23 protein-coding genes are annotated in these 19,591 nt (G+C 65.4%); 17 read left to right on the forward strand and 6 right to left on the reverse strand.

Annotated elements, in window-relative coordinates:
- The 5 genes from AC1Q5P_RS20205 to AC1Q5P_RS20225 all read left to right on the forward strand — a co-directional run.
- Nucleotides 1-281: zincin-like metallopeptidase domain-containing protein (locus tag AC1Q5P_RS20205; protein ID WP_492519897.1), on the forward strand; the 281-nt coding region annotated here is incomplete at its 5' end.
- The gene (locus tag AC1Q5P_RS20210) at nt 278-700 is read left to right on the forward strand and encodes a DUF2958 domain-containing protein (RefSeq protein WP_058454893.1); all 423 of its coding nucleotides are present in this window, start codon (nt 278-280) and stop codon (nt 698-700) included. The genes AC1Q5P_RS20205 and AC1Q5P_RS20210, both read left to right, overlap by 4 nt.
- Nucleotides 701-785: 85 nt before the next feature.
- Nucleotides 786-2,594 carry a ParB/RepB/Spo0J family partition protein gene (locus tag AC1Q5P_RS20215; protein WP_058454892.1) on the forward strand — a complete coding sequence of 603 codons (1,809 nt, stop codon included), beginning with the start codon at nt 786-788 and terminating at the stop codon, nt 2,592-2,594.
- A 110-nt stretch (nt 2,595-2,704) separates the two neighbouring features.
- Nucleotides 2,705-3,172, forward strand: coding sequence for a hypothetical protein (locus tag AC1Q5P_RS20220; protein ID WP_017499952.1), 468 nt, complete (start codon nt 2,705-2,707; stop codon nt 3,170-3,172).
- The gene (locus tag AC1Q5P_RS20225; RefSeq protein WP_058454891.1) at nt 3,165-3,668 is read left to right on the forward strand and encodes a hypothetical protein; all 504 of its coding nucleotides are present in this window, start codon (nt 3,165-3,167) and stop codon (nt 3,666-3,668) included. Before AC1Q5P_RS20220 ends, AC1Q5P_RS20225 begins: the two co-directional genes overlap by 8 nt.
- A gap of 53 nt (nt 3,669-3,721) precedes the next feature.
- Here the strand turns inward: AC1Q5P_RS20225 and AC1Q5P_RS20230 are convergent, their stop codons facing one another.
- Nucleotides 3,722-3,949: a hypothetical protein gene (locus AC1Q5P_RS20230; RefSeq protein WP_058454890.1), complete on the reverse strand. Its 228-nt coding sequence runs from the start codon at nt 3,947-3,949 to the stop codon at nt 3,722-3,724.
- A 361-nt stretch (nt 3,950-4,310) separates the two neighbouring features.
- Here AC1Q5P_RS20230 and AC1Q5P_RS20235 point away from each other — a divergent pair, with 361 nt between their 5' ends.
- From AC1Q5P_RS20235 to AC1Q5P_RS20260, 6 genes are all read left to right on the forward strand, one after another.
- Entirely contained in the window at nt 4,311-4,631 is a 321-nt protein-coding gene (locus AC1Q5P_RS20235; RefSeq protein WP_058454889.1) for a DUF736 domain-containing protein, read from the forward strand.
- A gap of 332 nt (nt 4,632-4,963) precedes the next feature.
- On the forward strand, nt 4,964-5,125 hold the full coding sequence (locus AC1Q5P_RS20240) for a hypothetical protein (RefSeq protein ID WP_167541760.1): 162 nt from the start codon (nt 4,964-4,966) through the stop codon (nt 5,123-5,125).
- Nucleotides 5,126-5,471: 346 nt separating this feature from the next.
- Nucleotides 5,472-7,436 carry a relaxase/mobilization nuclease RlxS gene (gene rlxS, locus AC1Q5P_RS20245; RefSeq protein WP_058454888.1) on the forward strand — a complete coding sequence of 655 codons (1,965 nt, stop codon included), beginning with the start codon at nt 5,472-5,474 and terminating at the stop codon, nt 7,434-7,436.
- Nucleotides 7,437-7,487: 51 nt separating this feature from the next.
- Nucleotides 7,488-7,688, forward strand: coding sequence for a hypothetical protein (locus AC1Q5P_RS20250; protein WP_017499946.1), 201 nt, complete (start codon nt 7,488-7,490; stop codon nt 7,686-7,688).
- Nucleotides 7,685-8,863, forward strand: coding sequence for a nucleoside triphosphate pyrophosphohydrolase family protein (locus AC1Q5P_RS20255; protein WP_017499945.1), 1,179 nt, complete (start codon nt 7,685-7,687; stop codon nt 8,861-8,863). Before AC1Q5P_RS20250 ends, AC1Q5P_RS20255 begins: the two co-directional genes overlap by 4 nt.
- Nucleotides 8,860-9,564, forward strand: coding sequence for a uracil-DNA glycosylase (locus AC1Q5P_RS20260; protein WP_017499944.1), 705 nt, complete (start codon nt 8,860-8,862; stop codon nt 9,562-9,564). The genes AC1Q5P_RS20255 and AC1Q5P_RS20260 overlap by 4 nt, the downstream gene beginning before the upstream one ends.
- Here AC1Q5P_RS20260 and AC1Q5P_RS20265 read toward each other — a convergent pair.
- From AC1Q5P_RS20265 to AC1Q5P_RS20285, 5 genes are read right to left on the reverse strand one after another with little or no spacing between them, the layout of a single operon-like run.
- Nucleotides 9,531-10,310, reverse strand: a complete 780-nt coding sequence (locus AC1Q5P_RS20265) for a thymidylate synthase family protein (protein WP_058454887.1) — start codon at nt 10,308-10,310, stop codon at nt 9,531-9,533. The two genes, AC1Q5P_RS20260 and AC1Q5P_RS20265, sit on opposite strands and share 34 nt — an antisense overlap.
- Nucleotides 10,282-10,962, reverse strand: a complete 681-nt coding sequence (locus AC1Q5P_RS20270; RefSeq protein ID WP_058454886.1) for a C1 family peptidase — start codon at nt 10,960-10,962, stop codon at nt 10,282-10,284. Before AC1Q5P_RS20270 ends, AC1Q5P_RS20265 begins: the two co-directional genes overlap by 29 nt.
- Nucleotides 10,963-10,968: 6 nt before the next feature.
- The gene (locus AC1Q5P_RS20275; RefSeq protein ID WP_082657683.1) at nt 10,969-11,979 is read right to left on the reverse strand and encodes an ImmA/IrrE family metallo-endopeptidase; all 1,011 of its coding nucleotides are present in this window, start codon (nt 11,977-11,979) and stop codon (nt 10,969-10,971) included.
- Nucleotides 11,980-11,982: 3 nt separating this feature from the next.
- Entirely contained in the window at nt 11,983-12,357 is a 375-nt protein-coding gene (locus AC1Q5P_RS20280) for a helix-turn-helix domain-containing protein (protein ID WP_017499940.1), read from the reverse strand.
- Entirely contained in the window at nt 12,354-12,692 is a 339-nt protein-coding gene (locus AC1Q5P_RS20285) for a hypothetical protein (RefSeq protein ID WP_058454885.1), read from the reverse strand. The genes AC1Q5P_RS20280 and AC1Q5P_RS20285 overlap by 4 nt, the downstream gene beginning before the upstream one ends.
- 342 nt (nt 12,693-13,034) lie before the next feature.
- Here AC1Q5P_RS20285 and AC1Q5P_RS20290 point away from each other — a divergent pair, with 342 nt between their 5' ends.
- Genes AC1Q5P_RS20290 through trbE form a run of 6 tightly spaced genes read left to right on the forward strand, consistent with a single transcriptional unit; the run spans nt 13,035 to nt 19,590 of the window.
- Complete coding sequence (locus AC1Q5P_RS20290) at nt 13,035-15,062, forward strand: conjugal transfer protein TraG (RefSeq protein ID WP_058454967.1); 2,028 nt, start codon at nt 13,035-13,037, stop codon at nt 15,060-15,062.
- A gap of 2 nt (nt 15,063-15,064) precedes the next feature.
- Nucleotides 15,065-15,490 (forward strand): hypothetical protein, encoded by a 426-nt coding sequence (locus AC1Q5P_RS20295; RefSeq protein WP_058454884.1) that lies wholly within the window; start codon nt 15,065-15,067, stop codon nt 15,488-15,490.
- On the forward strand, nt 15,487-16,509 hold the full coding sequence (gene trbB / locus AC1Q5P_RS20300; protein ID WP_058454883.1) for a P-type conjugative transfer ATPase TrbB: 1,023 nt from the start codon (nt 15,487-15,489) through the stop codon (nt 16,507-16,509). Before AC1Q5P_RS20295 ends, trbB begins: the two co-directional genes overlap by 4 nt.
- Nucleotides 16,506-16,859 (forward strand): TrbC/VirB2 family type IV secretion system protein, encoded by a 354-nt coding sequence (locus AC1Q5P_RS20305; RefSeq protein WP_017499935.1) that lies wholly within the window; start codon nt 16,506-16,508, stop codon nt 16,857-16,859. The genes trbB and AC1Q5P_RS20305 overlap by 4 nt, the downstream gene beginning before the upstream one ends.
- On the forward strand, nt 16,856-17,128 hold the full coding sequence (locus AC1Q5P_RS20310; protein ID WP_443026223.1) for a VirB3 family type IV secretion system protein: 273 nt from the start codon (nt 16,856-16,858) through the stop codon (nt 17,126-17,128). Before AC1Q5P_RS20305 ends, AC1Q5P_RS20310 begins: the two co-directional genes overlap by 4 nt.
- A complete protein-coding gene (gene trbE, locus AC1Q5P_RS20315; RefSeq protein ID WP_058454882.1) occupies nt 17,122-19,590 on the forward strand; it encodes a conjugal transfer protein TrbE in 2,469 nt (822 codons plus the stop codon). Before AC1Q5P_RS20310 ends, trbE begins: the two co-directional genes overlap by 7 nt.
- Nucleotide 19,591: the final 1 nt, after the last annotated feature.

Below are 19,591 nucleotides of genomic sequence, written 5' to 3' on the forward strand. Positions count from 1 at the left end.
GGCAGTGCTGGAGGCAGCCGATGGTTTTCTTCCTCGAACCCCGGATTGGGGCTGGACTGTCAGGATATGTCGCCGAAATGGGTAGCGCCTTCCTCTGCGCCGCGCTTGGCATCGAACCGACCGTGCGCCATGCCGATTATCTGGCATCATGGCTGGAGGTCTTGCGCGAGGACAATCGCGCCATCTTCTGCGCCGCGAGCGCGGCGAGCAAGGCCGCCGACTGGATAATGGCGCGCCATACCGAGGCCAGCGAAAGCGACGAGCGGAGGGCGGCGGCATGATCCTGCTGACCCCCGAACTGCGCTTCGCGCTGCGCGCGAACGACTTGGCCCGCTGCGCCGCCGCGCGCGATGGCGCGCCAGAACCCGATCCCGTTCCGCTGGTCAAATTCTTCAATCCCTTGGGCGCGGCAACATGGCTCGCGACCGAGCTTTACGATGATGACGACACGCTGTTCGGCCTTGCCGACTTGGGGTTCGGCTTTCCCGAACTCGGCACATTCAGCCTGTCCGAAATGGCGAGCGTCCGCTTGCCCTTCGGCCTGTTCATCGAGCGCGACGAGCATTTCGAACCGTTCGCCCCGCTCTCGACATGGGCCGAGACCGCGCGGCGGGCGGGCGCGATCATCTTCGCTGAAACCGAACTTCGCCGCGCGGCCGACAGCCGCAACGGCAAGGAGCTTCCGCCCCGAGGCGGGTGACGCGCGGCGCGTTTCGCCGCATCGAGTGCCGGTCCCGCCCATCCAGCAAGACAAACGGGACCGGCGCTCCAGAAGGAGCAGACCAATGAAACTCGACTTTATCGACCTTGGCAAGCTGTCCGTCAGCAAGGCCAATATGCGCTACGCGAAGAAGGCGCCGGACGTGTCCGACATCCTTCCGACCGTCCGCGCGCGCGGCGTTCTCGTGCCGCTGATCGTGCGACCGAATTGCGGTCCCGATGCGTTCGAGATCGTCGCGGGCGCGCGGCGCTTCACCGCCGCGCAGATCGTCGCGGGCGAAACCGGCAGCGCCGACCCCTTGCCGTGCGCCATTCTCGAGAACGGCGACGATGCCGCCGCCATCGAGGCGTCGCTGATCGAGAATATCGCGCGGCTCGCGCCCGACGAGGTGACACGCTGGGAAACCTTCACCCGGCTGGTCAAGGAAGGCCGCGACGAAGCGGATATTTCCGCGACGTTCGGCATCCCCGAGCTTGGCGTCAAACGCATCCTCGCGCTCGGCAATCTCTTGCCGCGCATCCGCGACCTCTACCGCAAGGAAGAGATCAACGCGGCGACCGTCCGGCACCTGACCTTGGCGAGCACGAGCCAGCAAAAGGCATGGCTGGCGCTGTTCAGCGACCCCGACGCCTATTGCCCGACCGGCCATCAGTTGAAGGACTGGCTGTTCGGCGGCGCGTCGATCAAGGTCGAACATGCCCTGTTCGACGTCGAGAGGCTCAAGCTCGCGATCATCGCCGACCTGTTCGGCGAGGATCGCTTTTTCGCCGACGCCGACGCCTTCTGGCGCGAGCAGGACGCGGCCATCGAGGATCGCCGCGAAGCCTATCTCGACGAGGGATGGAGCGATGTCGTGATCGTCCCGCGCGGCGAATACTTCCATCGCTACGAGTTTGTGAAGGCTCCCAAGCGCAAGGGGGCGCGCGTCTATATCGACGTGCGCGCGAGCGGCGAGGTGGACTTTTACGAGGGCTATGTCACGTCGAAGGAGGCCAAGCGGCTCGAACGCGGCGAGCCGATCGACACCGCTCCCAAGGTGCCGCGCCCCGAGGTGACGAGCACGATGCAGACCTATATCGACCTGCATCGCCACGCGGCCGTGCGCGCCGCGCTGACCCGTCACCCCAAGGTCGCGCTGCGCTTGATGGTGGCGCACGCCATCGTCGGTTCGCCGCTTTGGACCATCAAGCCCGAGCCGCAGACCGCGCGCAACGATTTGGTTGCCGAAAGCGTCGAAACCTGCCGCGCGGAAACCGACTTCGATACGAAGCGCCGCGCCGTATTGGACCTTCTCGGCTTCTCGCCCGAGGAACCGACCGTGGCCGGCGGCAACGGCGACGACTTCGGACTTGTCGGCGTGTTCCTCCGCTTGCTCGACGTGCCCGACCGCGCCGTCATGGACGTGGTGGTGATCGTCATGGGCGAAACGCTCGCCAGCGGCAGCGCCGCCGTCGAGGCGGTGGGCGGCGAGATCGGCGTCGATATGGCCCGCTACTGGCAGGCCGACGACGCCTTTTTCGAGTGTGTCCGCGACAAGGAGGTGCTGACCCGCATCGTCGCCGAGGTGGCGGGCGAACCTGTCGCCGCCGCCAATGCGAAGGAACCGGGCAAGGTCTTGAAGCGCATCGTCCGCGACCATCTGGACGGCACGAACGGACGGCCCAAGGTCGAGGGTTGGGTGCCGAAATGGATGGCGTTCCCGCCCGCTGCCTATACGGCGCGCGGCGGCGTCGGCACCGTCGCGGCTCATGCCAAGGTGCTCGCGGCGCGCCCCGACCGCGAGCCGGAACCGACCGGCCCCGGCGCGGTGATTGCGCTTCCGGCCCCTGCCAAGGCCGAGCCGCAGGAACAGCCCGAGCGCGAAGCCGCATGAAACTGGACGGGCGGCGGCGCACCCGCCGCCCGTTCCGCCCCCCATAAAATCGCCGCGCCGCTCGGCCGCAAGCGGCCCTCGCAGCGCGGATTTCAGACAGGAGACTTGTCATGGCCGACCGTGTTTCGGCATCCATCACCATCGGCGGGACGCTCCCCGCCAGCCAGCTTCCCGCCTTCGCCGAGGCCATCGCGAACGAAGGGCTGTCCACCGAATGGGACGGCGAACCCTTCGCGCTCGGCGATCTGCCCGAGGGCGAGCCCTTGGCGCTCATGGCGCACGAGGTCGCCTGGGGGCGGTTCGAGGGACTCGAAGCCTTCTGCATCGCGCATGGGCTTTTCTTCGCGCGCTGGTCGGGCGCCTATGCCTGCCAGTGGGGTGCGGAACGCACCGTGTTCACCGGCAGCGGCGAACCGCAAAGCTACGCTGCCGACGAGGACGACTATATCCTCATGGGGCGCTGCACCGCCGAGCGATTGGGCAGCTATGCGGCGATCATCGCGCATTTCGATGCGGCCGACTTCGCGGTGCCCCCGCTTGTCATCACGCCCGAACGGGAGGAGGCGAGCAATGGCTGACATCTGGATTCAGGGCAGCTTCGCCTTTCGCTGCACCGCCGCCGAGTGCGCGCTGATCGAGGAAGTCGCAAACGCTGGCTACGCGCTGGCGAATGACGACGCGCCCGATCCGCCGAGCGCGGCGCTGCTCGCAGCCTTTCCGCCGGACGATGCGAACGTGCCGTGGAGCGGGTTTCGCGAGGCGTTCAACGATCCCGAATTTCCCACCATCGGAGCCGATTTCATCGCGGAAACCTGCCCCGACGACCCAGCCGTGCGGATCGTGTGTTTCGCCAGCATGGACGATTTCGACGCCTATGCTATCGCCGTGGTCGTCCAGCGATGTTGCGCCGAAACGTTGTCCAAGGGGCCGATAGGCTTTGATTGGGCGATGACCTGTTCCAAGCCCCGCATCGGTGAATTCGGCAGCGGCTGGTGCGCGATTTTCGCAGACCGCATCGAGATCGAGGCGACCAACGAGCCGCTGGCGCGCGCGCTCGCGGGCGACGGCAACTAGCCCAAATCGCGCCGCACCGCGCGCTCGCGTGCCGAAAACCCCCGCCGCCTGACCTACCGGGCGGTGCGGCGGATCACCGTCCGGGTGCTTCCGCATAGCGTGCATTCGTCCTTCTGCCGCTCGAATCCGCGCGTGCCGCCGAGCGCGCGGGTGACGACATTGGCCTGTGCGGTAACCCACAGGTTGAGCCGGTCAGTCACGCAGGCATCGCACACCGCCGCGCCGTCCAGCCGCACGATCAGCCGTTCGATCTGCCCCGCAATCGTCGTTCCTTCGTTCATCGCCGTGAGGCTATAGCCGCCGCTTCGTGGCCGCGAAAGCAATCATGGCTTCCCGGAAGGACGCCGGACTGGGCTTCCTGTCCGCGCGCGCATCTCGTCCTTTCGTGTCTCACCACCCCGTCGCCGGCTCCTTGGGCGCATGACCTGGGACGGCCGCGCGCCCCGCGAAACCATCGCGCGGAACTGATTTCCCCGCGCCGCTTTGGCGGCGCTCCTCGCGGCCGCTTCGCTCCAAATCAGCCCCGCGCTTCCGGTCCTCCGCTTCGCTTCGGCCTGCGGTTCGCAGCGCGCTCAAGGGCCGTCCCTTCGGTCCGCCCATCGCCCGGCATCGGGTCGGGCGACTGTGTGAAGGAGACGAGAAATGCCCGCAATCGGTCATGTCCAGCGCCAGAACGACGGTTCGTTCCGGGGCGCCTTGAAGACGCTTTCGGTCAATGCCGAGATCGCCATCATCCCCAATCGCGGTAAGACCGGGGACCAGCCCGACTACCGCGTGCTGTCGAACGGCGTCGAACTGGGCGGCGGCTGGATCCGCACCGGCGAGGTGAGCCAGCGCGAATATGTCCGCCTCGCCATGTCAGCCCCCGAACTTGGCGGCCGCACCCTCTACGCCAATCTCGGCCGCGCCGCCGGGCAGGACGACGACGACGCGTTCGCTGTCATCTGGAACCCCGGCGACTGAGCCGGATCGCTCCCGCGCCGGTCACCCGGCGCGGGGCTTTCCTCATGCCTTGAGGGCTCGGCGTGGGCCTTTTCCTGCACCGGAACGCGCTTGCGGGCCTGCAGAGAGGAAGAAATCCGCTCAGCAAGCACCGAGTATCCGGCGGCGAACGGACCGCCTCAACCATCGACGGTTCCCCCAATTTTCACGCCACCTGCGTTCCGCTTCGCTCCACTCCGGCGACGAGAAAATCGGCTCCCCCGTCGCCCGCTTCGCGGCCGCTGCGCGGTGGTTGACCCGACCCGCTCCCCGCCGGGCGATGGCTCATCTTTCGCTTGTATCAGGAGGATGAGATGTCGGTTGAACAACAGATCGAGGAGCTTCGCGCGGAGCTTTCATGGTGCGATGACGCGGCAGAACGGCGGCAGATCGAAGCCGAATTAAGGGCCGCTGAGAAGAGGCTGAAGCGGTGCAATCGGGCGCTGCGTCAGGCCGAACAGGCAGGCTGGCAATAAGGCGATGCGCTGTTGAAGGGGCAGGTTCGCGGGAGTGGTGCCGCATGGCGCCGCTCCCCTTTTCTAATCGGGAAGGCGGGAAGGCAAAGCGGGCGTCTGGGGCGGCAGGTGGCAGTCGGGCTTGACGGCAAGATAGAGGCAAAATCTCGCGATTTTGTAAGTGTTTGTCTGCACATCGTTTTTTGAAGGCTTTTGCGAGACTCGCCCTTTGAGTGCGAGACAGGGTTGCCAGGAATGGCGGTTTTCTGGGCTTTTCCGATCCCAATCGCGAGACTCCTTGCGCTCTGGCGAGGACGCGCCATTCTTATCGGCGGGGAGCGTCATTCCGGTATGGAAGGACGCCGCTATGCGCGATGATGAGTTCGAACCGCACCTGGGCCGGATGCGCTGCCGGGGCAAGGAGCAGCGCTACCTGAGCCGCGTCGTGAAAGCGGCAAAGCGCGCAGGGCTAAAAACCGGCAGGCGTGGCCGCTTCGACGGCAGCCGGATCGGACGTGGCGCGAGCGTTGCACGGGTGCTCAGATCGCGCGACCGATTGGGCGCGTTCCGGTCGCGCCGCGTGATCGTCAAGATACGGCCTGTTGGACTTGGCGGGAAAGGTATGGGCGGCGCGAAGGCGCACTTGCGTTATATCCAGCGCGATGGCGTGACCCGCGAGGGCGAGCCCGGCGCGCTCTATTCGGCCGACGAGGATGTCGCCGACGGCAAGGTGTTCCTCGAACGCTGCGACGGCGACCGCCGCCAGTTTCGATTCATCGTGTCGGCCGAGGACGCCGACCAATATCCGGACTTGAAGCCCTTTGTGCGCAGGCTGATGACGCAGATGGAGCAGGATCTCGGCACGAGGCTGGATTGGGTGGCAGTCGACCATTTCAATACCGGCCATCCGCACACGCATATCGTTGTGCGCGGCGTGAATGACCGGGGCGAAAATCTGCTGATCGCGCGCGAATATATTTCGCACGGGGCCAGGCAACGCGCGATCGAGATCGCCAACCTCGACCTCGGGCCGCGCACCGACCTTGAAATCGAGGAGCGGCTTCGCAGCGATACTGGCGTGGAGCGGCTGACCGCGATCGACCGACGGCTGATCCGCGACATGGATAGTATGCGCCTGGTCAGCGCGAGCGACAGCGACCCGTTTCACCAATCGGTTCGCGTCGGCCGCTTGCAGAAACTTGGGCGCATGGGACTCGCCTCGCATATCGGCAGCGACACCTGGCGGCTCGAGCCCGACCTCGCGAACACACTGCGCCGGATCGGGGAGCGTGGCGATATCATCCGTACCATGCAGCGCGAGCTGACCGCGCGGAAGCTCGACTGTGCCGCGGCCGATCGCGTCATCTATGATCCGACGGCGCAGGAAGCCGCGCCGATTATCGGCCGCGTTATCATGCGGGGATTGGCGGACGAGCATGAAGACCGCCATTATCTGCTAATCGACGGCATCGACGGGCGCACGCACTATGCCGAGATCGGCGAGGGCGAGATGGTCGATCCGACCCCCGAAAACGCCATCGTCCGGATCGTGCCGCGTGAGGGCGGCGTTCGCCCGGTCGATCGCACGATTGTCGAAGTCGCCGCCGCGAACGACGGACGCTACACGATCGACGCGCATTTGCAGCAGGACCCGAGCGCCAGTGAAGGCTTCGCCGAAACCCATGTCCGCCGGCTGGAGGCGATGCGGAAGATCGCCCGCAATGTCGAACGCGATCCCGATGGAAGCTGGATCGTCACGCCCGATCATCTTGACAAGGTGGTTCGGTTCGAGGCGCGCCAACTCCACGACCGGCCCGTCGCCATCGAGGCGCTGTCGACCGTCCCGCTCGACAATCTGCCAGCGGCCGAGGCCGCGACCTGGCTCGATCGTGAGCTGGTTGCCGCCAGCCCAGCGCCGGTGCGCGATGCCGGGTTCGGCCGCGAGGTTCGTTCAGCGCAGGCGATGCGACGGCAATGGCTGATCACCGAACAGCTTGCAGACGAACAGGATGGGCAGACGGTCTATCGGCGAGGGATGCTCGCCGCGCTCCAGCGGCGAGAATTGCTGCGTGTCGCCCGCCAGCTCTCCGACAAGTTAGGCGTTCCGTTCGCCGAGGCCAGAGAGGGGGAGGCTGTTCAAGGCAGGCTCGTGCGCGCAGTCGAGATGACGAGTGGTCGCCATGCGCTCATCGAACGGTCGCGCGATTTCACGCTGGTGCCGTGGCGCTCTGTTCTCGATCGCCATGTCGGCAAATCGGTCTCGGGCATCATGCGCGACGGCGGGATCAACTGGACACTCGGGCGGCAGCGCAGCGGGCCGAGCGTCTCCTGATCCGGAGGATTCGGGCTTCCTATTTTCATGAAATTATGTTTTCATGGATTCATGAAAAATATCGCAGCGCAAACCGATGTCGGCGACGAGCATCTTCAGGTGCAGATTCCTGCCGTTACGAAACGCGATCTCGGTCAACGGTCGCTCGATTCCCGCGAGCCGATCCGGATGATCGTACTGCGGGCACTTGAAGCCTATGGCGTGAGCGTCCCCGCAGACGCGATATCGGATCGCCGGAAGGGCAGGCGATGAGCGAGGATTTCGAAGCTCTCACTGTTGCGGATTATGCGAAGCAGGCCGCGCGGACTGATCAACGCAGCGGTGGCCGCGCACTGGGCTTCTCGATGCTTGGCCTTTTCGGCGAAGTCGGCAGCTTGCTCAGTGAGGCCAAGAAAAAGCAGCGCGACGATGCCTCCTACCTGGGTTACGCTCACGCCGTCGCGGAAGAGCTTGGTGACGTCCTTTGGTATCTGGCGGCGATCGCACGGCGCAGCCGCATGGCGCTCAGCGACATCGCTGCCGCCGCGGCGACAAACGGCGGACAATGGCAGACGGGCGGCAACGAAACGCTCAGTTTCCATGCGCTGCAGCCGCAGCACATTCCGCTTGCCAAGGCACCGATGCCGCAGTTCGAGCATAGCCTGCTCGCGCTGGCAGGCGACGTTGGGCTGCTCATCAACGATTTCCAGGCGGGCGGTCTTGCGAAGGACCGCGAAGCACTCGCGGGCCGGCTGGTCGCGGTCATGCGCCGGTTGATCCAGGCGGCAAACGAATCCGGTGTTACCATCGAGGCTGCCGCCGTGAAGAATCTTCACAAGATCTTCGATCGCTGGCCGCGCGAGCGCATCTATCCGGCGCCGACCGATGCGGCGCTCGACCCAGAAGAGCAATTGCCGCGGCGGATGGCGATCGACGTCTATGAACGCACCGTTCGCGGGCAGACATTCGTGTATCAACGCTCAAGCGGTGTGTATGTCGGCGACCGGCTCACCGACAACGCGCTCGAACCCGACGACTATCGCTTCCACGATGTCTTTCACTACGCTTATGTCGCGGTGCTTGGCTGGTCGCCAGTGCTGCGTGCGCTGCTCCGTCTCAAGCGCAAGAGCGATCCGAAACTCGACGACGCCGAAGACGGTGCTCGGGCGATTCTCATCGAAGAGGGCATAACTTCCTGGATTTTCGGACAAGCGCAGCAACTCCGGTACTTTGAAAACGTGAAGCGCGGTGGCCTTCCGCTGGACATGCTGAAGCATGTCCGCCAGTTCGTCGCCGGCTACGAATCAGAACGCTGTCCGCTGTGGCTTTGGGAGGAAGCGATCCTCCAGGGCTATACGGCTTTCCGCTTCCTTCAGGAGCATCGGCGCGGCCGCGTCCTGATCGACTTCGCCAATCGCCGCCTGCGTATCAAGGAATTGCCGTCATGACCCCGAAATCCTTTGTGTCCACCCTGGCGGCGACCGAACTTCCCTCAGTGTTCAATCCCTGGCGCGATCGCTGCACGGTCCATGACCGCAGCGACGCCGCCGCCCGGCGCCGCGACAATCTCGAAATGCTGCTCACCGCGGCGCTTGATCATCGCGTCGAAACGATCTGGATCGCGCGTGATCTCGGCTATCGCGGGGGGCGGCGTACGGGCGTACCGCTGACCGACGAAATTCACCTCGGACATGCCGGTACGCTGATGGGCGGCATCGCATTCGAACGTGCGACGCAGGGACCCGCCGTGGCGGAGCGCACCGCGGCGATCGTCTGGCGTGTGCTAGAGCGGATCGGTCAGCCTGTCATGCTCTGGAACGTTTTCCCGTTCCATCCCCATGAAGCGGATGATCCGATGTCGAACCGATGCCACACGCGAAGCGAGCGCGAGGCGACCTGGCCGATATTGCAAGCCCTCGTGTCAATGATCCGGCCCCGCCAGATCGTCGCGATCGGGCGCGATGCTCACCTGGCGCTGGACGGTCTCGACATTCCGACCACCGCGGTCCGCCATCCGAGCTACGGCGGGCAGCGCGAGTTCATCGAGGGCATGTTCAGCCTGTACGGTGTCGCGGATGACAACGATGAGCCGCTAGAACTGCCGTTGGGCGCGCCTCACGCCGCAGCAAGGAGATGTGCGCTCGCCTGATCGCAGCGCTCAAAGAGTTGCTTAAGATCGCCGCGGTTCCAGTTGGCGGTGTCGACCGTGGCGTTGGTCGAGACGATCGTGAGCGGACCCAGCGCGACCCCGCCTTCCTTGGCGATGAATTCGAGCAGACGGCCGAGGCCGATCAGATTGCCGAGCAGTTTTTCGATATAGTAGTGATTGCGGTAGAGCGCGGTCATGCCGAGGCGACGATCGTCGCCCTTGCCGATCAGCTTGAGACTGGCAAAGCTCAGGCACTGACCGCCGTAGGGCGAGTCATTCACGTCGCGGGCGGGGTCGAAGATCAGCAGTTCGAATTTGTTGAGCGCTCGGACGTTCGGGTTGCGCAGGCGCTCGACGATGCCCCAGATTTGATTGATTGGCTGGCCGTCGGCGCGGGGCAATTCCATCATCCGTTCGAAATAATAGCCCGACCAAGCGCCCGACCTCCGGACCTTCGGCAGCACGTTGTCGCGAAACCGGTCGAAGAATTGCGGCGCGCCGTAGCGCCTGTACAGCGCTGCCGGAAAAATCGTGTTGGCGACCGTCTCGATGGGCTTCTTGCCATGGCCCGAAAGGAAGGCATCGACTTCCGCCACGACGGGATCGGCGAGTGTTGCGCGCGCAGTCGGCTCGGCCACGGAGATGACGACATTCTGCGCCTGGTGTCCGGTGGCGAGGTCGACGAGCCGGACCGCCTCGCGCCAGCCAGCAACGCAGTCAGGCTGCGGCGGTATGGGAAGATACATCGACTTCCTCCGTCAAATTTGCCGTGGCGAAAAGGCGCGGCGCTAGAAAGCGCTCAGTAAGCCAGGCGTGGCCTTCCAAGCCCCAACCTGGTCCCCAGCTGTTGCGGATGAGAATGGCCGGGATGCCGTCCACGGTTCCATGCCCGACCGCGACGACCGCGTGCCGTTGCGCTGGCTCGGGGAGTTCGTCGTTCGCCGGATCGACGACGCCATCACCGCGCGGCTGGAAGAAAGACCGTGACAGCATCGTCAGCATGAGCACCGGCGTGTCACGGTCCAGCGCGGCAAGGATGGATGACAGGTCGGTTCCATCCCTCTGTCCGTTGCGGCCATAGAGCGGGCCAACGGTCGCCGGCGGCGTCCACAGTCGATGATCGGCTGGAACCGCAGCCAGATACGGCCAGCCTTTCTCGTCGGGTTGGCCATCGAGCCGTAGCGCGTCCAGCATTGTGGATAGCAGTGCGCCGCTCGTCGGCGGTCTGCCCGCCCGTTTCTGCGCGGCATGAAAGGCGAATTCACACGACAGCGGTGCCCAGCCGTCGCGAAGCCCGGCGTGGGTGTCGCTCGCGGCGAATGCGAGGCATGTCGGCCGCGCGCCTTGATCGCGCGCAGGTCCGAACAGCGGCCGAAGGTCACGGACGATATCGATCATGGGGCGTCAGGCGGCCTCGAGCAGGTGCCGCCGTTCGGCGCGCGACAGGCCCGTCTGTTCCGGGCCGGTGAGGTCGAAATCGAGCGTCAGGCTGGTGAGGGCCGGCGCAGGCTGCCACGGCCGCCGCTCGTCGAGCGACATGCGGCCGCGCCGCGGCGCATCGGGCGCCGCGGTGACACGGCGGACAACGGGACCACCGATGCCATCGCCGTCGATTGCCTCACGCTCGTCGCGAACGACGGCGAAGCCGCTGGCGATCAGTTGGTCGAGATCCCAGAGATACCCACCGCCGCTATGTTCTTCGAGCCGCAGCACGAAAAGATCATTGCGACTGCCATCGATCCGCGAGCCGGCATCGCGCTCGGTCAGCAGCCAGACGTCGCCGCGATAGTTGTCGGGCCGATAGTCCTTGAGGAGATCGACCTTCAGGCTGCGCGGCTGCGTCCGGAGCAGGTCGGTCATCACCGATGGCGAAATCAGATTGTAGCGAACCAGGGTGCGGCACGTCGCCTCATAGCTGGCGCCGATCCGCAGCGAGAGCTGATAGACGACATTGGGGCGCCGGAAATGATCGATCTGCCATCCTTGTCGCGCGCTGTGCGCGAGCATCAGCCATTTCGGCATCATGAAGGCGATCGCAAAGGCGTCGGCTTCGGTTTCCTCGAAGTTGTTTCCCGGTTCGGGCGACATCGGCATCCGGCGCAGGATGCTCTCATCGTCGAGGCTCGGCTCGTGTCGCATCGAAAAATGCCCGAGTTCGTGCGCGGCCGTGAAGCGCTGGATGCTCATCGGTCGTTCCGTCGTGACGAGAACGCCAGGAGCAGGTGCGCTGAGATAGGCGCCGAGCAGGCCTTTCAGGGGACGAAGCAGCAAGGGTAGACCCACGGCATGGATCGCGCCGAAGACATCGACGCTGCCGCCTTGGGTCTCGATCAGTGCGCGCGTATCGAGTTCGCGATGCAGGCGGCCCGCTGCCATCGTACCAGCGCGAACCGCGCTCGCATAATCCGACGCCATCGATCAGCTCCGTTCGCCGCCAGACCGCGAGCGGAGATATTCGGCAAACCGGCTCAGCTCGGCCCGGTCCTCAGTCGACAAGGCCGCAACGCGTCGCGCCAGATGGGCGACATCGGCGGGAAGGCTCGCGGAGGCCTCGTCTTCGCCGGTAAAATAGGCCACCGACTGGCGGTAAAGACGGGCAAGCCGCGTCAGTTCGATCGCTTCAACGCGGCGCTGGCCATTCTCGATATCGGTAAGCGCGGTCCGGGGAATCTTGAGATAGGCAGCAACTTCTTCCTGCTTGAGGCCGAGATATTTCCGTGCTTCGCGCAGACGGTCGCCCAAGCGCCGCCGCTCCTGCTCGTCGCCTTCCTGGCGGAGTGCGAGATTGGTCATGGCTTCGACCCTTTCTTCTTAACCCAGACGCGTTCGATCTTAGGGAGGAGGTCGTCAATCGCCTTCTCGATCGAATTGTAGCCGCCGGTGCGGACGATGCTGTCGCGAAGCTCGATGTCGAGGACCTGCTCCACCGCGCAAAGCGTGTCGACCACGGACAAGGAGTCGAGTGGCACGGGCGCCTGGATGATCTTCGGGTTTTCCGGAGGTAGGGCAATTCCGCGCACCTGTGCCTCAGCCCTGGCCACTTGCAGCAGTTCGTCGACCAACGCCCTAATGGCGTCGGCTTTGGGAAACGCGGTTGCCGCGGGCTTCGGAGGAGCGATTGTCGCCATGCATGCCTCGCACGATTTCACTACATTAAATGCGATATAATGTCTGATAATCCGACACGCAAGCCCGAATTTGCAGCTCGGATTTTTGCAGGGTGTAGCGGGTCATCGGCGGTGCGGTGTGGTGGTCAGTGCCACCTCGAGGGACAACGGCAGGGCAGAATCATCAACTCGGGTCATAGCTCGATCAAAAGAACAGAGCTGGAATATTGAGTCAGTCGCCGACGAGTGATCTCCTTCGGTCACCCACCAGCCCCCAGCGGCTCCGTTCATTTCGGGCGGCCCATAGCCGAGTCTTGAAGCCGCGCCCCGACCGCATCCGGCGGTATGGGCGGGAGCTTCAACGTGACCCCGACCAAATTGCTCATCGGCCAGATCCTTGTCGTGTTCGCAATCGTGATCGCGGGCCTCTGGGCGGCGACCCAATGGGCGGCGGCGATGCTCGCCTACCAGCCCGAACTTGGTCCGGCCTGGTTCATGGCTGGAAGCACGCCGGTCTATCGTCCCTGGGCGCTCTTCCCCTGGTGGTATCACTACGATGCCTATGCGCCGCATGTTTTCGACAAGGCCGGCGCGCTCGCCGGCGCGAGCGGTTTCATCGGCTGCGGCGCGGCGATCGCAGGCTCGCTCTGGCGCGCGCGGCAGTCGCGCCAGGTCACCACTTATGGTTCCGCGCGCTGGGCCAAGCCGAACGAGATCGAGCGGGCAGGCCTTCATGGTGACGCCGGCGTGTTCCTGGGCCGCTCGCGTGGCCGTTATCTGCGCCATAACGGCCCCGAACATATCATGGCGTTCGCGCCGACCCGTTCGGGCAAGGGCGTCGGGCTGGTCATACCGACGTTGCTCGGCTGGACCGGCAGCACCGTCGTTCACGACATCAAGGGTGAAAACTGGCAGCTCACCGCCGGTTGGCGCGCGCGCTTCTCCCACGTCCTGCTGTTCAACCCGACCGATCCCGCTTCCGCCAAATACAACCCGCTGCTCGAAGTCCGGCGCGGCGAGCATGAGGTCCGCGACGTCCAGAACATCGCCGACATCCTGGTCGATCCCGAAGGCGCGCTCGAACGGCGCAACCATTGGGAGAAAACCAGCCACAGCCTGCTGGTCGGCGCGATCCTCCACGTTCTTTATGCCGAGCCGGAAAAGACGCTCGCGCGGGTAGCCACATTCCTGTCGGACCCCCAGCAGCCGTTCGTCACCACGCTCCGGCGGATGATGACCACCAATCATCTCGGCACGAAGGATGCGCCGATCGTGCATCCGGTCGTGGCGTCGGCGGCGCGCGAGGTGCTCAACAAGTCCGAGAACGAGCGCAGCGGCGTCCTCTCCACCGCCATGTCATTTCTCGGCCTCTATCGCGACCCGACCGTCGCCGAGGTCACGTCGCGCTGCGACTGGCGGATCGCGGATCTCGTCGAGGCGGGCCACCCCGTCTCGCTCTACCTCGTCATTCCGCCATCGGACATCAGCCGAACCAAGCCGCTGGTACGCTTGGTGCTCAACCAGATTGGTCGCCGCCTTACCGAGAAGCTGGATGCCGATCCTGCCAAGGCGGGCAAGCACAAGCTCCTGATGATGCTGGACGAGTTTCCGGCATTGGGGCGCCTCGACTTCTTCGAGACCAGCCTTGCGTTTCTTGCAGGCTATGGGGTTCGCGCCTTCCTGATCGCGCAGTCGCTCAATCAAATCGAGAAGGCATATGGCGAGCACAACTCCATTCTCGATAACTGCCATGTCCGTATTGCCTTCGCGACCAATGACGAACGCACGGCGCGGCGGATCTCGGACGCGCTCGGCATCGCCACCGAGCAGCGCGCGATGCGCAACTACGCCGGCCACAGGCTCGCGCTGTGGTTGGCCCATGTCATGGTCAGCCGGCAGGAGACGGCGCGGCCGCTCCTGACCACCGGCGAGGTGATGCAGCTCCCGCCCAAGGACGAACTGGTGCTCGTTTCCGGCATGGCGCCGATCCGCGCGAAGAAGCTGCGCTATTACGAGGATCGCAATTTCCGCGAGCGGATCGCGCCGCCGCCCCAGCTCGCGCCCGGAGACTATCCCGATCGCCCGCAGGGCCGCCCCGACGATTGGAGCGGGCTGGTCCGCGCGCCTGACAGCCGGCTTGGCAAGGCCGACGACGACGCGAAAGCCGATGAGGACGGCGGCTTGCAACAGCAGCGCCATCCCGGACTCGGCGAGGAACAGACCAAAAAGCCCGAACCGCCCAGGCAGCTCGATCTTCTCGGCCTCGACCGCGACGACACCGATCCCGTCGCCGAAAAGCACGCGATGGACCGCGCCGGCACCACCGGCACGCTGATCCGCGCCCATACCATCAACCAGGGTCGCGACAGCGACACACTGCCGAGCTTCTGACGATGGCGGCGATCAAACCCAACCGCGTCCGCTACCAGCTCTTCCTGCCCGAAGATCTGAGCCACCGCTTCGAGGCGCTGGCGAGCCAGCCCGGCGCGTCCAAATCGGCGATCCTCACCGACGCGCTCACCGCCTGGCTCAACCGGCAGGCGGCGAGCGGGCTGGAGAACAAGTTCAGCCAGCGGCTCGATCGCATGTCGCTCGCGCTGGGGCGTGTCGAGCGTGACGGGCATGTGCTGCTCGAGAGCCTGGCGCTGTTCATCCGCTATGAACTGATGGTGCAGGCCCCTTTGGCCGAAGCCGACGAAGCGGCGCGTGCGATCGGCCGAGACCGCTTCGAGGCGTTCATTGCCCGCGTCGGCGAAGCGCTCGCCAGCGGCCAGCGCACGCTTGCTGCCTCCGCGAAAGACAATGGAGGTGGGCGATGAGCGACACGCTTTTCGGCTCCGATAATTCCGCAGGGCGTCGGCGCGCGATGCTGCGCACCGCGATGGGGACGACTATCGCGGCGGCGCTGGCCGATCCGATGGTCATCGAGATCATGGTCAACCCGGACGGCGTGTTGCGCCTCGATCGACTTGGCGAAGGCCGGATCGATACCGGCACCAAATATGAGCCCGCGCAAGTCGAGCGGATCATTCGTCTGGTAGCATCCCACGCGCGCACCGAGGTTCATGGCAATGCGCCGATCGTTTCGGCCGAGCTGCCGCCGCACGGCGAAGGCGCGGGCGAGCGGTTCGAGGGTATCCTGCCGCCGGTCAGCCTCGCGCCATGCTTCTCGATCCGCAAGCCCGCGGCGCGCATCTACACTTTGCTCGACTATGTGCGGGACGGCATCATGCTCGCCGACACGGCGCGACTGCTGTCGATGGCCGTGGTCGAGCGCAAGAACATCCTGGTCGCGGGCGGCACCAGTTCGGGCAAGACGACGCTTGCCAACGCGCTGCTCGCCGAGATGGCGCACCTCGATGAACGCGTCATCATCATTGAAGACACGCGTGAGTTGCAATGCGCCGCGCCCGACGTGGTGGGGCTGCGCACGCGTACGATCGGCACTGCCGGAGCCGGCGGCGTCACGATGGCTGATCTTGTCCGCTCGACATTGCGGCTCCGCCCCGATCGCATCGTCGTTGGCGAGGTGCGCGGGCGCGAAGCGCTCGACATGCTCAAAGCCTGGAACACCGGGCATCCGGGCGGCATCGCAACCGTCCACGCCAATTCGGCAGTGTCGGCCCTCTACCGGCTCGAGCAGCTCGTGCAGGAAAGCGTCGTCACCGTTCCGCGCCGGCTGATCGCCGAATCCATCGACATGATCGTGTTCATCGCCGGGCGCGGCCTCGCGCGCCGCGTCGACACGATCGCGCGCGTCGCCGGCCTCGATCCCGACGGCGGCTACGCCGTCCTCGACCTTACTCCCGACCACGCCCTCGAACCCCAAGGAGAATGACCATGCGCTTGTCCCGTATTCCTGCCCGTATTCCTGATCGTCGGAGCATCTTCCTCACCGGAGCCGCCATCGGCCTCGGGCTTGCGCTCGCCGCCACCGCGCAGGCCGCCGGCTCGGGCATGCCGTGGGAGGAACCGCTCCAGCAGGTGCTGGAGTCGGTCCAGGGTCCGGTCGCCAAGATCGTCGCGGTGATCATCATCATCGTCACCGGTTTGACGCTGGCGTTCGGCGAGACAGCAGGCGGGTTCCGCCGCCTCATCCAGATCATCTTCGGCCTGTCGATTGCGTTCGCGGCGTCGAGCTTCTTCCTCAGCTTCTTCAGCTTCGGCGGTGGAGCGCTCATCTCGTGATCGCCTCCGGCAGTCATATCGAGGGTTTCGAGGCGCCGATGCACCGCGCGCTCGCCGAGCCGATCCTGCTCGGCGGGGCGCCGAGGGCGATCGCGATCGTCAATGGTACGATCGCGGCCGCGCTCGGGCTCGGTCTCCAGCAGTGGATCGCCGGGCTGGCCATGTGGGCGTTCGGGCACACCCTCGCGGTGTTCGCCGCCAAACGCGATCCCGACTTCGCCCCGGTCCTGGTTCGCCACCTTCGCCAGAAGGGGCATCTGTCATGCTGAATCTGCGCGAATACCGTCAGAAGGCCGCCCGGCTCGCCGATCACCTTCCATGGGCGGCGCTTGTCGCGCCCGGCGTGGTGCTCAACAAGGACGGCAGCTTTTCGCGCGTCCTCAGGTTCCGCGGCCCCGATCTAGAATCCGCCACCGAAGCCGAGCTTGTCGCCGCCTGCGCGCGGGCGAACAATGTCCTGAAGCGCTTCGGCTCGGGCTGGGCACTCCATTTCGAGGCCGAGCGGCGCGAAGCGCTGGGTTATCCCGACAGCAGCTTTCCCGATGCGGCGTCGTGGCTGGTCGATGAGGAACGGCGCGCGGCGTTCGAAAGCGCGGGCGCGCATTTCGAGAGCCGCTATTATCTGACGCTCACCTTCCTGCCTCCGCCCGATCAGGCGGACACGGCGGGCCGAGCGCTGGTCGAGCGCAGCGACGACGCGAAGGGCCGCGACTGGCGACAAGCGCTTGCCGGCTTCATCGCCGAGACGGATCGCGCGCTTGACCTGTTCAGAGGCTTCATGCCCGAGGTGCGCGCGCTCGGCGACAGCGAAATGCTGACCTTTCTCCACGGTGCGATCTCCGCGCGCCGCCATGTCGTCGCCGTGCCCGAAACGCCCATCTATCTGGACGGGCTGCTGGCCGACACGCCGCTGACCGGCGGGCTGGAGCCGATGCTGGGCGACCAGCATCTGCGGACGCTGACCATTCTCGGATTTCCGAACGCGAGCCGTCCCGGCATCCTCGACGGACTCAACCATGAGGATTTTGGCTATCGCTGGGTGACGCGCTTCATTGCGCTCGACAAGACCGACGCAACCAAAGCGCTCACTCGCCTGCGGCGGCAGTGGTTCAACAAGCGCAAGTCGATCACCGCGCTGCTGCGCGAAGTCATCTACAACCAGCCGGTCCAGCTTCTCGACAGCGATGCCGACAACAAGGTGGTCGATGCCGACCTGGCCTTGCAGGCGCTCGGCGGCGATCATGTCGCGTTCGGCTATCTGACGACGACGATCACCGTTGCCGATATCGACCGCGCCCGCGTCGAGGAAAAGGTCCGCGCGGTCGAGCGCATCGTCAACGGGCTCGGCTTCACCTGCATCCGCGAGGGCATGAATGTGGTCGAGGCGTGGCTGTCGAGCCTGCCGGGCCATGTCTATGCGAACGTCCGGCAACCGATCGTCCACACCCTGAATCTCGCGCATCTCATGCCGCTGTCCTCGGTATGGGCAGGACCGGCGCGTAATCCGCATCTCGACGGTCCGCCGCTGCTTTATGCGGAAACCAGCGGCTCGACGCCGTTCCGTCTCAGCACGCATGTCGGCGACGTCGGTCATATGCTGATCGTCGGACCCACCGGGGCCGGAAAGTCGGTGCTGCTCGCAATGCTCGCGCTTCAGTTCCGGCGATATCCAGACTCCCAGGTCTATGTCTTCGACAAGGGATTTTCGGCGCGCGCGGCCGTGCTGGCGATGGGCGGCGCGCATCACGCGCTCGGGCTTGGCGGCGAGAGCGGTCATGCCGATGACGAGGGCGGGCGAACGATCGCCTTCCAGCCGCTGCGCCACATCGATCGCTCCAACGAACGAGCCTGGGCGGCCGAATGGATCGGCGCGCTGCTCGCCCATGAGAAAGTACTGGTCACACCCGAGATCAAGGAGGCCGTCTGGTCGGCGCTCACCAATCTCGCGACTGCCCCGATCGAGGAACGCACGCTCACCGGCCTGTCGCTGCTGCTGCAATCGGCACCGCTGCGATCGGCGCTCACGCCCTATACGCTCGAAGGACCGTTCGGCCGCCTGCTCGACGCCGCCGAAGACGATCTAGCGATCGCCGACGTGCAGTGCTTCGAGACTGAAGCGCTGATGGGGCAGGCGGGCGTCGTTGCGCCCGTGCTGACCTACCTGTTCCACCGGCTCGAAGAGCGCTTCACCGGGCGGCCGACGCTTCTCGTACTGGATGAAGCCTGGGTGTTCCTCGACCACCCGCTGTTCGCCGCGCGCATTCGTGAGTGGCTGAAGGTGCTGCGCAAGAAGAACGTCAGCGTCGTGTTCGCGACACAGAGCCTAGCCGATATCGCCGACAGCACGATCGCGCCGGCCATCATCGAAAGCTGTCCGCAGCGCATCTTGCTGCCCAATGATCGGGCGATCGAGCCGCAGGGCCAGACGGCCTACGTCCGCTTCGGTCTCAACGCGCGCCAGATCGAACTGGTCAGCCGCGCGACGCCCAAGCGGCAATATTATCTGCAATCAGCGCGCGGCAACCGGCTGTTCGAGCTTGGGCTAGGCCCGATCGCGCTGGCGTTGTGCGGCGCGTCCGATCCCGACAGCCAGAAGCGCATAGACGCGGTGCTGGCCGAAAAGGGCCAGGCCGACTTCGCCGCGACCTTTCTCTCCCAAGCCGGCCTCGATTGGGCGGCCGACCTGCTTGGGCGTCACCCTGCCGCCCGCCCCCCAGAAGACAAGGAGTAAT

The organism is Novosphingobium sp. GW835-FHT14H07 (genome assembly GCF_058793515.1).